Genomic DNA, 14,183 nt, shown 5'->3' with positions numbered 1-14,183 from the left:
GAGGACAGCCTTGTCGGGAAAGGCAAGCGGACCCTGGTTTTGAATGACGAGGCACACCATTTAATGAGTCCTTCTGATACCGCCCTCAAGAAGTGGAAGGAATTTTTGCTTGATCCAAAATACGGGTTCAAATTCATCGTGAATGTCTCCGGCACCTGCTATATCGGGGACGACTATTTTACGGATGTCATTCATCGCTTTTCCCTGAGGGATTCCATTGAGCAGAAGTTTGTCAAATCCATCCGCTATGTGGCGGAGGACTCCTCAGGAGGCGAGGACGAGAAGTTCCAAAAGATTTACGACAATCACATTGAGAACAAGACCGTCAAGTACCGGGCAGTGAAACCCATCACTATCCTGGTTACGAAGAACATTGCCGCCTGCAAGCGCCTCACCGAAAAACTGATTGATTTCCTTGCCGAGAAGGAGAAGATCAGCAAGGAGCAGGCGGCGGCGAAGGTCTTGATCGTTACCTCTGCCAACGAGCACAAAAGCAACATTCCCATCCTGCGGCGGGTGGACGACAAAGACAATCCCATCGAGTGGATTACCTCGGTCAGTATGCTCTCCGAAGGCTGGGATGTGAAAAACGTCTTTCAGATCGTCCCCCACGAGGAGCGGGCGTTTAATTCAAAACTTCTGATTGCCCAGGTCTTGGGAAGAGGCTTGCGGGTGCCTGAGGTTTACAAGGGAAATCAGCCGGTTGTAACCGTCTTCAATCACGACAAGTGGTCCAGTAGCATCAAGCACCTGGTAGATGAAGTTTTGGAGATCGAGAGGCGCATCCACTCCTACCCGGTGGAGAAGAAAGAGGACTACAACTTTGACCTTTACAACATTGATTACAAGCGGATCGAGGAGGAGGTAGAGTATCCGCAAGAAGACCCCTATGAACTCCTCAAAAAAGGGTACATCACCTATTCAAGCCAGGCTGAGGAGGTTGAAAAGAGCACGACTTACACCAGGGCGGTCAGCGGGGAGCAGGAAGTCAAGAAGACGCTGATTGAATTCAAGATGTATTCTGTGGAAGAGGTGGCGCAGGACGTCTTCAATCGCCTTCTCATTTTTGATCAGGAGGCAGGAACCGAATATAGCAAAAACTTCCCCAAGGGAAAGATTGCAGAGATCATCAGAAACTCCCTTGAAAGAATCAAAGACAAAAGTGGCAAGGTAAGCGAGACAAACCGTAACCAGACCTTAGCGGCGTTTGGCGTCATCAGAAGAAAGGGAGCAAAGAGCCTTCGGCTCAGGATTGAGGCAAAGGACCTCATCAAAATAAACACTAGGGAGATCAAAAAGAACAGCCTCGGCGTGGGCGCTCTCCGGCGTGATTGCACCATATTCTACGACGACTATTCCTTGAGACTGGGGGAGGCGACGGACAGAAAGCTGTTGAAGGAGCTTGAAGAGGATGAGAGCCTGCCAAGATCGGCCTTGATAAAAGTTGAGAACAAATACAATTTCAAGACCCCGCTTAATGTCGCCCTGGCTTCCTATGAGCCTGAGCGCAAGTTTATCCGAGGATTGACTTCCGAGGAGACGGCGAAGTCAATTGATGCCTGGATCAAGTCCACGGATGTAGGTTTCTACAGTATTGAGTATTCCTGGCGCAAAGGGGAACACCCCAAGCAGGGAAGTTTTAACCCTGATTTCTTTATCAAAAAAGGCAACGATATTGTTGTGGTGGAAATCAAAATGGACAACGATGTCTCGGACGAAAACCGGGCCAAGCTCCGGTATGCCAAAGAGCATTTTGAGCGAGTCAACGACTTGCAGAAAGAGCAGAGGTATTATTTCAAATTCCTCTCCCCTGGCAGCTTTGACCTGTTTTTTAAGGCGCTCAGGAACGGCGCTTACAAGGACTTCAAATCCGAGCTTGAGGCAAAGTTAGAGCAGTAGATTGACGGAGGTTAAGGAATGCCCCGACACCGAAGCCTAAATCTAAGGAAATTTATTGATTCAATCCCTGAGCCTCTGATTGAGGAATATTTCGGGCAGAAGGTTGGCGGTGGGGTACCCCTTTTGCCTCGATTGGTTGCGAGGCAATCGCGTAAAAACCATTCAGCGGACTTCATTTTTAGCGTCCTTTCTTGGACTCGTCTTCCCTTACCGCGCAATTGATTCAGCTAATGTCCCAAAAATCATTATTCCAAAACAGAGGGTATAACCTTGTAGATCGGCTAGTCCCATTTGTCACATTCTTGGCCTGTATCCATTTCTAGACACCTTCCATGAACCGCCAATACCCCTCTCTAAGCGCATAAACACACACAACCTTACGCCCCTCCGCCCTCCTGACGACGCTTCTCGCGCTTCCGTATCTGCGTCAGTAAGAGCAACAGCACAATCCAACTCACCAACACAAGGCCCTCCACTACCCGGAGCTTAACCAACATAGAAACTAACCACTTCTGCTCCATCCCATCCGCTAACGTGTTCTCCCGAGGGGATACCTCCGAATACCGTATCTCCACTCCACTCCCAACCGCCGGCTCCTCATCCCCTAACAGGCCGCTCGAACCCCTGTAAACAGAACCCTTTACCCTAAACTCATACTCTATTGTCTTCCCACCCTCCATCCCTGCTACCACATCCCGCACCACCCCTTCCGCACGTGACCCGCTCGCCAGCAACCTCTCTACCTCCCGTAAACGCTGCTGGAACTGAACAATACGCCACTGCAAAAGGCCGAGCGTCAACACACCTAGCACCCCACATAGCCCGATCGCTTGACGGAGCTGTTCTCCTCTCGACGTAGACCGCCCAAAACGCTGTCTTAGGCGCATCCCCTTTTCCTCCTTTCTGTCTTTTAACTACCCTCGCTCCTCCCCATCCTCTTCGGGTTGTGAGGACGGGGAAGGGCTGCCCGAAGCTGAACCGCCCTCAACCGGATGAAGCAGGCTCGCCTCCGAACCTTTCTCCCCTCCAACCGCTGGATGCAAAAGATGGCTCTGTTGCGTCCCTAGCTCATCCATCCGAGCCCCTACACGAGACAACAAACTCTCTAAACTGACCTGCCGGTGTGACCAATGCGCCAGCGCACAGTTGGGGTTTCCATACGCTCCCGCACTGNTGATCAAACGGTACAGCTCCTTCACATCCGCATAGCTCCCACACCGAACAAACCAATCTACCACCAACACAAAAAACGACGCGTCCGGATAAGCGCATAACATCCGCTTCTCCATCTTATCCAAAACACGAAACTCGTCGCANGACAGAGACGGCAACANCCGTTTCAAAATCTCCACCACAATACGGCTCGTGCGCGTGGTGTCCACCTCGCCCTTTATCGGTATCGGCAGACTACGCACGAGCTGCAAAAACGCCACTTTTAATCCGTCCGGATTGNCCCACCTGCTGTAAATAGTAGAGCATGTCCTCGGTGGCTTTCACTGTTGCCGCTGGGCGAGTCGCTGCCGAATAGGTTCCACGGAGGCACCAGCACATAGACCCAGCAAAGCCCGACAAACACCCCGACCCAAACCAGGCTCCACAAGACCACAGGCAGCACTTGCAGGGAAGCCAGCACGGTCACGGAGTAGGCCACGCCGTAGGCATAGAGGAGGCTCACCATCAACAGGGTGAGACAGCCCCATCGCCACTGTCTTTCAACTTGGGCTTCAGAGAGGTTCAGTCCTTTACCGAGACGCGCGCGCACCTCCTCTGGCGAGGCCTCTATGGCATTGGCTGGGTTGGCAAGCTGCCGAAAAAACTGCCGGGTCGCGTCGTTAAGGCAGGTTTTGGGGATGGCGATGCTGGTGCCGGCTCCCACGACCACGAGGGCATGCCGCTCCGACTCGACGGCATAGATCTTGTCGAGGGGAATGCGTCGTTCCTGTCCTTTTTTGAGCGCGACGAGGGCTCCATCGGCGATGCGTATCTGGGCTTCATACAACCGCCGACACAGGTCTAGGGCATTTCCCACATGTACAACGGCCGTCAAGATAAACAAACAAATAAGGAAAGCAGGAACTATATCTAGTGCCGCTGCGTCGCTGGGTGTCTGCCCATGCTCATAGTTAGAGACGACAAAGGAGATAGCCAACATGTCGGTGAGCCCCACCATCAAAACCCCTGTGAGGACAGCGCCTCTCCAGTGTTTGAGGCGCTGCCAGCGGCTGAGGGGGCGTTGAGGGCATTGAAACGAAGGGATTTTGAGGTTTGGTTCCATAGGTCGCCTTTCTCTAGGACTGGCTCTATCAACAAGTGAGGTCGGCCGCTGCGCCAAAGAGCTGCAGGTGGAATGCAGCAGATATTACCACGATATATTACTCGATAAACACACTCTAAAGCCATTTTCTCAAGGGTACGAACTAAGAAGCATCCGGGCGAGGGTATCTAAAAGCCCTCCATGGTCAAAGGCGGGTATGCTGGCCTACTCCGTTTCGGAACCCGATGTCGGATGCAGTAACTCCCACTTCTCCTCTCTCTGCGCGCGCAACAGCTCTTTGCCTGCGTGAGACGCAAAATAATCTTCCAGTGAGGCAAGGCTCTGTTCGACGACTTGCTTTAACTCCGGATCCGGGACGTAAACTAAGAGTTCCAGCCATCTCTTGCTCGCGGCGTCACCTACCTTGCCTAAAGCACGAAGGTCCGCCAATACAAAACGACGTGGCAAACCCGCTAAGCTCTGCCCCTTGCTCAGCAACGATACGCTCAGGAAACGATGCAGAAACTCTAAATACGCGCCTTTCCACCAACCGCGATCACCCGCTTCAACCCCTTCTAATAAGCGAACCAGCTCCGGCCAAAACCATGTCATTAATGGATAGCGCGCCTCTGTGTAAAGCTGGGGAGGATCGTTGTACAGCGCCTCATAACTCTGTCCCCATCGCACAAACTCCCCACACAAGCCCATAAACTCTTTCGCTTGCCAGTAACCTATCTGATACGCCACAAAAAACTGTACCCCCATCTGTAACAGGCTCTCTAAGCCTTCCTTCCCTTCCGGATGGAGCTGGCATAAAGCGCTTTCCCATGCCGACTCCCAGCGTTTCCAACAGCCTCCCAACCCCAAAAAGCCCGTCCAGCAGAGGGCATACACGAGCCCCCCTCCCAAAAAGCCGGCGACGTTGCTTTTGATGAGGGTTATCAGCATCCACGCCATGAACAATGGCAGGCCCATTATCAGCAAAATCAGGTACCAGCTCATTGTCCGGCACTGAAGACGTTGAACGCGCAAAAACTCCCTTATCTGCGCGTCCACGGGGGCGTGTTCCCATCGTGCGCGCGACGGAAAAGGGTGCCAGGCTTCCCGCCTGCTTGGCATAGTTGCGCCCTCTCTCTTCTTGCTACTTGCCTCGGACATAACGCTTCCCCAAATAGCGCAGATAACCGACAGCTAAAACTCCCAACGGGACCTCCAGCACTTGCACCAACCGTAATGCCCGTATCAGGCTCTGCAACCAATCCGCCTCCACTCCATTGGCTAGGGTATTGATGTGCGGGTTCGATGGGAGATAGACGATCGGGATTGATTGACCTACTGCTGGAGAGGCCATTGCGCCCAAAGGGCTCTTACCGGTATATTCGGAACCGTTCACTTGAAACACATAGTGCACCCAATCCCCTGAATGGCGCGTCCACTCCACCTGGGTCACTTGCCCCTGCACCCGTACGCCGTGCTGTAGGGCTTGGTTGACCTCTTCTAAACGATGACTGTAGCCTTGTATTAGAGATGGCATCATGCCTATAGTTAGTACTAACAGTACAACAAGACCTATCACCATCAGTTTGATTCTTTGCTTCATCGAAAAACGCCCCTTGCTCGAGATCATACTCTCTTTCTCAAAATCCGATCCTTCGTCAGCGAGTGGAACCTCATTAGCCGCTGGGGTGCTTTGGGTTGCTTCCGGCTTTGCTGCCTCTTGAGAGCTCGTATCTAAGCAGTTCCGAACCCTTTCCGGCAAACAAGATAAGACAAACGCGATGATCTCTTCACGGTTGGGGTCTATCGGCCAAATGCAAGTGAACTCGGTGCCGTCTGGTCCGTAGATAAGAAAGGTGTCTGGGATGCGCCTCGCCCCTCCGCCGGTTGTATAGCGGGTCACCGTTTGAACGGCCACCCGTGATACCTCGGCATAGGGGAGACGCCGCTTTTTGAGACCATTAAACACCACGATCCCGTCGGTATGAAAGCAACGGTAGCCCACCATTCTAGGCCAAACGAACGCTAAAAGGAACAACAGCATCCCGAACGTGTAGATCCGGATACCGAGCATATTCGGCTCGAAAAAGCTTATTACGTTGACAAACCCAAGCAGAAGAAAGATACAGCCGAGAAAGGCCCACAAGATCACCACGCCAACGGTTCCACAGCCAATGCTAAGCGTACGCCAGTCGCGCAGCACATAAGGCGGATGAAACGGCTCGGTATCGTTCCTGAGAATAGATTTGTTTTGGGTCTGCATGTACCTATTTTACCTCGCTTAAGTCTCCTTTTTTGGACAAGATATTCCGAAGGTTCCTAGCATCAAGTCAATAAGGCCGATAGCCCCACCAATTCCACTAGGTGTTCTTGGCATGTGAAACACTGGCTCGCCTTCATCGGATGGCATAAAGGTTAATGCCTCCGACGTACCCTATCGGGTCGCGGGTTAAGAACCTGCCAGCAGCCACATCGTAGTACTGATGACCTCGCAAGCTTAACCCCCTCTCCCAATCCGTGTCACTTAATGGGTAAGTCGAAAGCGTTTTCCAATACTGCCTAGAGCGCCACTAAGACTGTACAGGGCGCACATCAGAACTGTATCCCCCTCTACACTCCCGCCTTCGCGATTGATAAGCCCCTCAAAAATCTTTCGGTACTGACCACAAAGAAGCTCTAGCTCCTCTAGAGCGCGTGGATATAACACTGTCAAATACTTCTTATCCGCTAACCACCGCGTAAAACGGACACGCTTGGGGGCGTCCCACAATACTTCCTGAGGCGACCCAAACGCTTCCTGTAAAACCCTTCCACACTCTTCTATCCCTACCTTCCAACAAAGCCGCCCCGTTTTATACAGGTGAACTCCCAAGGTAAACCAGTCATCCTGAGTAAATAAGACCTTTGCTTCGAGGCCTATCTCACTAGCGTGCCCCGATAAGCTCCACTTGAAGCTCTCTAGCTCTTCATCACTTCCCGTCGCAGATAACCCCTCCAGTAACTTCAAAATCGCACTGCTGTGTTCATAAAAACGAACCATGCAACATAAACTATAGTCTACTTCCTGATAACTCAAACCCTTGACCCGCACCTGACCTTCCGCTTCTCTTGCCAGCTTCTGATCGCTAAACAATGGATGCAACCGCCGATACAAACGCTTGACCAACTTGTAATCTAATTTCAAACTCGTAACACAACTCTTGTCCTCAAATACCCGCTCCGGTTGATAGGGCTCGAGAGAAATCGGCTTGTGTTGTCGCGGGGTCAAATGCGTTGCCTCCTCCTCCAAAGCCGCCTCACCAAAGGGAGGGGGGAGCACTGGAAGCCCCAGAGCTTCCACCCGCTGCCAAAACTGCTCGGCCCGCTTCTTTCTCTCTGCCTGCACCTGGCGTTCTAGCGCGATGATGGGCACACATGACGCTTCATAGACCGCTCCTCTGAGCGCAAACAGCTCGGACACCAGATCGGCCAAATGAACCCATATCCCCCGCAGCGTACGCGCCTTCCATAAACTTTCTAACACATACAAGAAACGATGGCCTACTCGTTGTAGCGCCTGGTGCGAATGCAACCACCACCAAACAGCGCGCTCCGTCAGGCCTAAACCCGAGAGGTGCTCCTTCAGCCCCTCGATTTCGGGCTCCTCCCCCATGGCCTCCGTCCATAACAAGCTGGACTGCCGCTCCTCTCCGCGGCTCTTTAGTGCCGAGTTCACGATAGGATCCAAAAAACGGTACCATTCGCAATCGAAAAAAATCGGCTCGAAACTCTCGGTACTCTCGTAGAGCATCGGCTGAAAATCGTAAGTTGCCTCTTCAATCAATTCCTGCAAATAGACTAGAGTCCTTGCCCACCGCTCTCGGCTCGTCTCCTGACACAACACCTGCCAACAGGCACGTGCTTTCCAACAAAAACGGCCAAGCTCCAAGCTCATCCCTAACACATAGCCAATCGAAGGCATCAGGGAGAGAAATTGTCCCGCCTCATACTCAGGAGGAAGAAGGAGGGGTATCCTCTGTACCGCTCCGCCTGCCAGGCTACTATATGAAGAAAAGTTATCCCCTTGCTTCTTAGCGATCCGTTCAGCCAACAACGCCAGCCGATTGGCCTGAGCGTAGAGTTTACAAAACACTCTAGCCTGTGCGGTTCCCTCGAACAAAGGCGAAAAACGTTCCTCCATAGTTGCCACCTCCTTGCTACGTAAAAGACACGTAACAACATGGCGTTGTACAACACCATTGTAGCAAAGCTGCGAGGAGTCTTCAAGGGCTTTGCAAGAAATTTTTTGGGGAGATGAGTGGTCGTAAAAAGCAGCTGGCAGAGACCATTGCCATATCACAAAGAACGACTTGCTTGCGCTCGCTCCTTGCTATGGGAGAAATGGGTAGAAGGCACTCATCGGCAAGAGAAAAACGGGGTCAGAGATGCGAAACGGATGATTTGAGAGGGGGCGAAAGGAGCGTTTGCTCGTTGGCGATGTATCGCGCTGTGGCGACAAACACTAGGCTCCAACATGGGGTAGACTCTCTGTTAACGCAAAACATAGCTGTTGGAGGAGCTTTTGGAGACCACAACAACCATACCAAGCGATATTTTACAACAGGCCGAGCGCTTGAAAAGAGGCACGGCCGGGGTCATCCCGGAGGGGGGCTGGAGGAGAAGCTGTGGAAGGCGCGACAAGAGAACCGACCCCTGCGCATTAAGTTGGGATTAGACCCCACGGCGCCGGATATCCATCTCGGTTTCGCCGTCGTCTTGAGAAAGCTGAGGCAGTTTCAGGACCTTGGGCATCAGGTGGTGATCATCGTGGGAGATTATACCGCGCTGATAGGAGACCCCTCAGGCCGATCGACCACCCGACCCATGCTCTCGCAGGAGGAGATAGCGGCCAACGCCCGCACCTATGTGGAGCAGCTGACGCGCATTCTGGATCGCGAGCGGACGGAGGTGCGCTTCAATAGCGAGTGGCTGGGGCGACTTACCTTTGCCGATGTCGTGCACCTCGCAGCGAAGATGACGGTGGCGCAAGTTTTACAGCGAGAGGATTTTGCCAATCGCTACGCTCAAGGCCTGCCGATAGGCCTGCACGAGCTGCTCTATCCTTTGGCACAGGCGTACGACTCGGTGGTGATCAAAGCCGATATCGAAATGGGCGGGCTCGACCAGACGTTCAATATTTTGGCCGGTCGCGACCTCCAACGGGAGATGGGACAAGAGCCCCAGGTAGCCCTCTTCATGCCCCTGCTTGTGGGGCTGGACGGCGTGAAAAAGATGAGCAAGTCGCTGGGGAACTACGTGGGGATAACGGAGCCGCCCCTCGATATGTATGGAAAGCTAATGTCTATTTCCGATGCGATGATGCGCGACTATTTTGTGCTCTGTACCGATGTTCCTCTTGAAGAGATAGAGGAGTTGTTGCAGCGGGCGTCGAAAGGAGAGGTGAATCCAAAGGACGTTAAACGGCGGCTAGCCCGCGAGATCGTGACGATCTATCATGGGGCGAAGGCGGCAGAGGAGGCCGATGTAGAGTGGAACCGCGTGCATGCGGCGGGAGAGCTGCCCACGGAAGTGCCCGAAGTGGCGATCGGGCCGGAACATGCCCGCGAGGGGCGTATCTGGATATGCCGACTGCTGGTGGCAGCCGGCCTGGCGAAAAGCAATAACGAAGCCCGCCGTCTCATTGAACAGGGTGGGGTGGAACTCGACGGTAAGCGCGTGCAGGATGCAAGTGCCGAGTTCGACCTGGCAGCGCTGGAGGGTAGACTGCTGCGCGTGGGAGCACGGCGCTTCGTGCGTATACGAACAGGGTAGAACAGAATGCAAGAGGCGAATAGTCCCCAATCAACAAAGGGAAGAGGGTGGCCCGCCGAGAGGCTGCAGCGTATCGGAAAAAAGGCCGCTCTGTCCGTTTTGATTGGGGGGCTTTTCGTTTGGCTGCTAGCCGGGCATGCCCCGAATCGAACGGCGCCTCCAACACAGAGCGGCATGAGAAAGGACTATCTGGTACCGCCTCGGTTTGATACCCTACAGGCGGACCCGCGCGATACCCACGTGCTCTACATCGATCCCCTTCACCTGCCGCCCCCAGTTTCTGCCCCGCTCTATGTGGCCAATCTGGCGGAGGATTGTGGCGGTTACCTGGTTTCCGTGCGACAGGTGCTCTGTGGGCGAGCGCATCTGTTCGGCAATGTGGCGCCCATAGTGCACTTACCCGCTGCAAAACTCATCGTGAGCCTCCAGGTGATGTCGGTGCAGCACGATCTGCACGACATTAATATAGATGCTCACTCAAAGGTTTACGCCAAGGACGACACCGGCAAGGAGTTAGTGGGGAGCTATCTTAGTAATTTTCGCTTCCCAGGAGGAATCGGAGCGCTTTTCGAGTTACCGGCTCCGTCGCCCTCTGCGCGGCTGCTTACCTACTTTGCCGGCACCTTGGTGCTCTCTTCCCTTTCGCAAGAGGAGAAGTTTGCCGAGCGCTACGAGTCGCGTCTCTATCCGACTTTAAGCCAACTTAGCCCCCATCCGCAACCTCTTCCACAGCCGCCGCCTGTCCAGAGAGTCCCGTTCCGGATATCCCATGTTCCGTTGCCGATAGCCACGCACATCTATGGGCTGCTTTCTGCGCGTCTCCTGCCGAACGATCAACTGGGCAGGTTCGGCAGTCTGCCGAATCTCCTCTGTCTCACACGAACACAGGCCGCCGCTTTGCGCAAGCTCTTCCCGCCTTTTGTGCCCGACCCCGGCCCACTTCATCTTCCAAACCATCTGATCCTTTCGCCCTACACCTCTGGGCATTTCGTTGCGCCCATAGGCGGGATGAACCTCTCGCAGCTCGATTGTACCTTGACGCCAACCTTAGGCCGCTATGGCCTTATGCCCACAAGGCTCACGATAAAGCTCATGCGAGCGTCTGACGATAGAGCCCCACTGGTATGGCAGAGCCGTTTTGACTTTTGGGATCACGAGCCGGTGATTTTTATCATGCCATCACAGTGGTCGCCCGCTGGTGAGCGCCTCGCGGTCTGGATGGAGCTCTATCTCGATATGCCACCGCCTCTGGCCAACCCCGTTCCTCCTGGGCAGTGCATTCATCTTACGGTACCCGATGGCGAACTCGGTGGAGGGCTTACCGGCCGTGTGCTTGTGGAGGGAGCTCCGTTGGCGTTGGGTATCGCGAAGATCGCGCTTACCTGTGTGGAGGGGGCGGTGAAAGGGCAGGAAGATGAGGTGTGGCTGCCTCTGGATAAGGATGGACGATGGTTCCTTCAGGGGCTGTACCCGGGCAGATATGAGGTACATTTGCTGCAGGTACAACCCTACTTAAGTCCTTTTAGCGTCTCCGATGGTTTTCAGTGGGCGGACTATGTGCGTTTGCATAACGGTATCCAAAAGGGGGCTTGGCAGAACGCTATACAGCAACCGATCAAGGTGGTTGCCGGCAGCATGACGGCGCTGCAGGACTGGAACTATCTACCGGTATCGGGCGGCTCCATGCCGCCAGGGGTGGTAGCTCAGGGCAAACTGAACCCTTGAACGCAAGGAAGGATGCGTGCCGTACCACCACTGAATGAGGGCTGGTGGGTTGGGATCTTCATAGTCGCGTTCGGCAAAGCCGATAAAAAGCTGTGCCATCGCCCGATTGAGATGGGTTAAGCGAAGCGCAAAGGCGTCGGCGCGATGCTCAAGATAGCGCGATTCGAGGTTGGCCAGCGGCATTTGGATTTGAAGCAGCACGTAGAGGCAGAGAAACAGCGCCGGAAGTGCGGCGAGATCGGCTGGGCTCTCGATGCCCCATTTTCTGGCGAAGCGCTGTAGCAGGGTGGGGAACGCCTTGGACAAAACCCAGAGCAGCACGCCGGCTCCCAAAATGTTACTAAGAGTTATGATCCAAACATGTTTCTCCACGTAGTGCCCCATTTCATGAGCTACCATCACAAGCAGCTGATCGGGTGGGAGCGTTTTTAGGGCGGTGTCGTCAATGACAATACGGGTGGTGGGGCCAATGCCGGTGACGTAGGCGTTGACGTGGGTTGTTCGGCGGCTGGTGTTCTCAACGAGAATGACTGCATGACGGATGTGGGCTTTCGCTGCCAGGTTTTCAATGGCTTGACGAAGCGGCCCCGGAGGAAGGGGGCGATAGCGATTGAACAGGGGCGCGATAAAGATGGGCTGTATGACGTTGTTAAAGAGGATGAGCGGGGTAAGCGCCGCCCAGAGCCAAAGCCACCAGCGCTGTGGGCTGCGAAAGTAGACGACGTAACCAAGCCATAGAACGAGAATAAGCGGCAACGAGAGCACCCAGGATAGGGCGGTATCCTCCAGCCATCTGCCCCAACCCTCACGTGCAAACCCGAACTGTTTTTCCAGTAAAAGGCCTGCCATCCCCAGAGGCATTTGCCAGAGGAGAAACAGCAGCGAGAAGGCGACATAAAACAGTGCCAGCGCGCGCAACGGGGGCGGTTTCTCCGAATTCGGTTGGCGTGTTGTGAGACGATAGGCCAAACACCGAAGTTGTGCCGCAATGCCGAAGTGCAGGATGAGCCAGAGCCCCAGCCCGTGCCAAAAGATGCCAAAGAAGCCCAAGGCATATCCGAGGCGTTGGTAGGTGATGGCGCGCTGGGGAATATGAAATGCGACGGCGGGAGTGGGTGCCGCCAACAGGACGATGGGCACGGCAAGCAGCACAAGCCCTAAAAGAGCGATGCAGGCTGTTCGTGCTGCTTGCCGCATAAACGAGCCTACCTTTAGGCCACCGCGGCGAGGGCGGCGTCGTAGTTAGGCTCTTGGGTTATCTCGGGGACATACTCTACGTACTTAATCTTGCGATCGGGGCCGACCACGAAGACGGCACGGGCCAGAATCCGTTGCAACGGCCCTTCGGCGATGAGGAGGCCGTAGGCTCGGCCAAAATCGGCCGTTCTATGGTCGGATAGCACTTTGATCCGGTCAATATGTTCGGTACCGCAGAAGCGCGCTTGCGCGAAGGGCAAGTCCATGCTGACGGTAAGGACGGCGACGTTGTCGGGGAGCTGCGCGGCTTTTTGGTTGAAGGTGCGCGTTTGCTGCGCGCACACCGAGGTGTCCAGGGAGGGAACGACGGAGATCAGCAGGGTCTTTCCAGCAAAGTCGTCCAGTGTGGCGTCGCCGAGCCCGTCGGCAGCGTTCTGTTGCAGACGGAAGTTGGGGGCGGTGTCGCCCGGTTTCAGTTCGGGGCCTTCGAGAGGCACAGGGTTGCCCTTGAAGTTGACGGTTCGATGTGACATGGTTTTTATCTCCTTCTGATAGATAGCGTTGCACAGAGGGGCGCTTTTCAAAGCCGCTTTTTACGGCAAGATCGTCCGCAGGGGTTGAGCCGCAGCCGAGCCCTCCTCTACCTTCTCTAAGCAGCCGTCGAGCAGATAGTAGATGCGATCGGCTCCTTGGAGCATCAGGGGATCGTGGCTCACCACGATGACGGCGCCCCGATCTCGATAGGCCAGCAGCAGATCGATGACGGCGCGACCGTTGCTATGGTCGAGCGCGGCTGTCGGTTCATCGGCGAAGATCACCTCCGGCTCCTGCATCATGGCACGAGCAACGGCCAAACGTTGGCGTTCTCCACCCGAGAGGTGGGTCGGAAAGCTGTTGCGTAGATGCGCAATGTGCAGCTGTTGCAGCAGCTTGTCAGCCTTTTGGGCAGCATCCCGATCCGCCGACGCGGCGGCCACAAGCAGGTTTTCATGAACGGTAAGGTAGTTGATAAGGTAGGGATACTGAAACACAAACCCGAACTTCTCTCGCCGTAGCCGAACGCGCTCTCGCTCCGAAAGCGCGTAGAGGTCGGTGCCTTTGTAGAGCACTTTTCCCGCCACCGGCCGTTTCAGCCCGCTTAAGAGATAGAGCAGCGAGCTTTTTCCGGAGCCCGAAGGCCCCATCACGCCGAAGAATCCGGTTTCTGGAATGACCAACGAAATATCGCGTACGGCGTAGGCAACGCGATCTCCATCACCGTAACTTAGACTGATATGCTCGGCTTGCAACAGCATGAGGG

At 54.6% G+C, this 14,183-nt stretch carries 11 protein-coding genes; 3 read left to right on the top strand and 8 right to left on the bottom strand.

The features are described from left to right. The first annotated feature begins 63 nt into the window (after positions 1-63). Positions 64-1,899 carry a DEAD/DEAH box helicase gene (locus tag CCALI_RS04700; RefSeq protein ID WP_052572328.1) on the top strand — a complete coding sequence of 612 codons (1,836 nt, stop codon included), beginning with the start codon at positions 64-66 and terminating at the stop codon, positions 1,897-1,899. 377 nt (positions 1,900-2,276) lie between these two features. Here the strand turns inward: CCALI_RS04700 and CCALI_RS04695 are convergent, their stop codons facing one another. The 5 genes from CCALI_RS04695 to CCALI_RS04670 all read right to left on the bottom strand — a co-directional run bounded on the left by CCALI_RS04695 (position 2,277) and on the right by CCALI_RS04670 (position 8,330). Beyond that, positions 2,277-2,786, bottom strand: coding sequence for a DUF3592 domain-containing protein (locus tag CCALI_RS04695; protein ID WP_016482328.1), 510 nt, complete (start codon positions 2,784-2,786; stop codon positions 2,277-2,279). Positions 2,787-4,378: 1,592 nt separating this feature from the next. Next, positions 4,379-5,272 (bottom strand): hypothetical protein, encoded by an 894-nt coding sequence (locus tag CCALI_RS04680; RefSeq protein ID WP_016482326.1) that lies wholly within the window; start codon positions 5,270-5,272, stop codon positions 4,379-4,381. Positions 5,273-5,294: 22 nt separating this feature from the next. Further along, positions 5,295-6,413 (bottom strand): DUF3592 domain-containing protein, encoded by a 1,119-nt coding sequence (locus CCALI_RS04675; protein WP_016482325.1) that lies wholly within the window; start codon positions 6,411-6,413, stop codon positions 5,295-5,297. Positions 6,414-6,546: 133 nt separating this feature from the next. Next, positions 6,547-6,645, bottom strand: coding sequence for an RHS repeat-associated core domain-containing protein (locus tag CCALI_RS16900; RefSeq protein WP_155850477.1), 99 nt, complete (start codon positions 6,643-6,645; stop codon positions 6,547-6,549). Positions 6,646-6,674: 29 nt separating this feature from the next. Then, positions 6,675-8,330 (bottom strand): hypothetical protein, encoded by a 1,656-nt coding sequence (locus tag CCALI_RS04670; RefSeq protein WP_016482324.1) that lies wholly within the window; start codon positions 8,328-8,330, stop codon positions 6,675-6,677. A 296-nt stretch (positions 8,331-8,626) separates the two neighbouring features. Here CCALI_RS04670 and tyrS point away from each other — a divergent pair, with 296 nt between their 5' ends. Further along, complete coding sequence (gene tyrS, locus CCALI_RS04665; RefSeq protein ID WP_231730010.1) at positions 8,627-9,961, top strand: tyrosine--tRNA ligase; 1,335 nt, start codon at positions 8,627-8,629, stop codon at positions 9,959-9,961. A gap of 6 nt (positions 9,962-9,967) precedes the next feature. Beyond that, a complete protein-coding gene (locus CCALI_RS04660; RefSeq protein ID WP_016482322.1) occupies positions 9,968-11,686 on the top strand; it encodes a hypothetical protein in 1,719 nt (572 codons plus the stop codon). On the opposite strand, the gene CCALI_RS04655 is transcribed toward CCALI_RS04660, so the two are convergent. Genes CCALI_RS04655 through CCALI_RS04645 form a run of 3 tightly spaced genes read right to left on the bottom strand, consistent with a single transcriptional unit; the run spans position 11,624 to position 14,178 of the window. Further along, a complete protein-coding gene (locus CCALI_RS04655) occupies positions 11,624-12,883 on the bottom strand; it encodes a M48 family metallopeptidase (RefSeq protein WP_016482321.1) in 1,260 nt (419 codons plus the stop codon). The genes CCALI_RS04660 and CCALI_RS04655 overlap by 63 nt on opposite strands. Positions 12,884-12,897: 14 nt before the next feature. After that, positions 12,898-13,416, bottom strand: a complete 519-nt coding sequence (gene tpx, locus CCALI_RS04650; RefSeq protein WP_016482320.1) for a thiol peroxidase — start codon at positions 13,414-13,416, stop codon at positions 12,898-12,900. A gap of 60 nt (positions 13,417-13,476) precedes the next feature. After that, the gene (locus CCALI_RS04645) at positions 13,477-14,178 is read right to left on the bottom strand and encodes an ATP-binding cassette domain-containing protein (protein ID WP_016482319.1); all 702 of its coding nucleotides are present in this window, start codon (positions 14,176-14,178) and stop codon (positions 13,477-13,479) included. Positions 14,179-14,183 lie beyond the last annotated feature (5 nt).

It is taken from the genome of Chthonomonas calidirosea T49 (assembly GCF_000427095.1).
Taxonomy (GTDB): domain Bacteria; phylum Armatimonadota; class Chthonomonadetes; order Chthonomonadales; family Chthonomonadaceae; genus Chthonomonas; species Chthonomonas calidirosea.
Note: the sequence above shows the minus strand (reverse complement) of the source record. Positions and strands in the feature narration are given on the sequence as shown.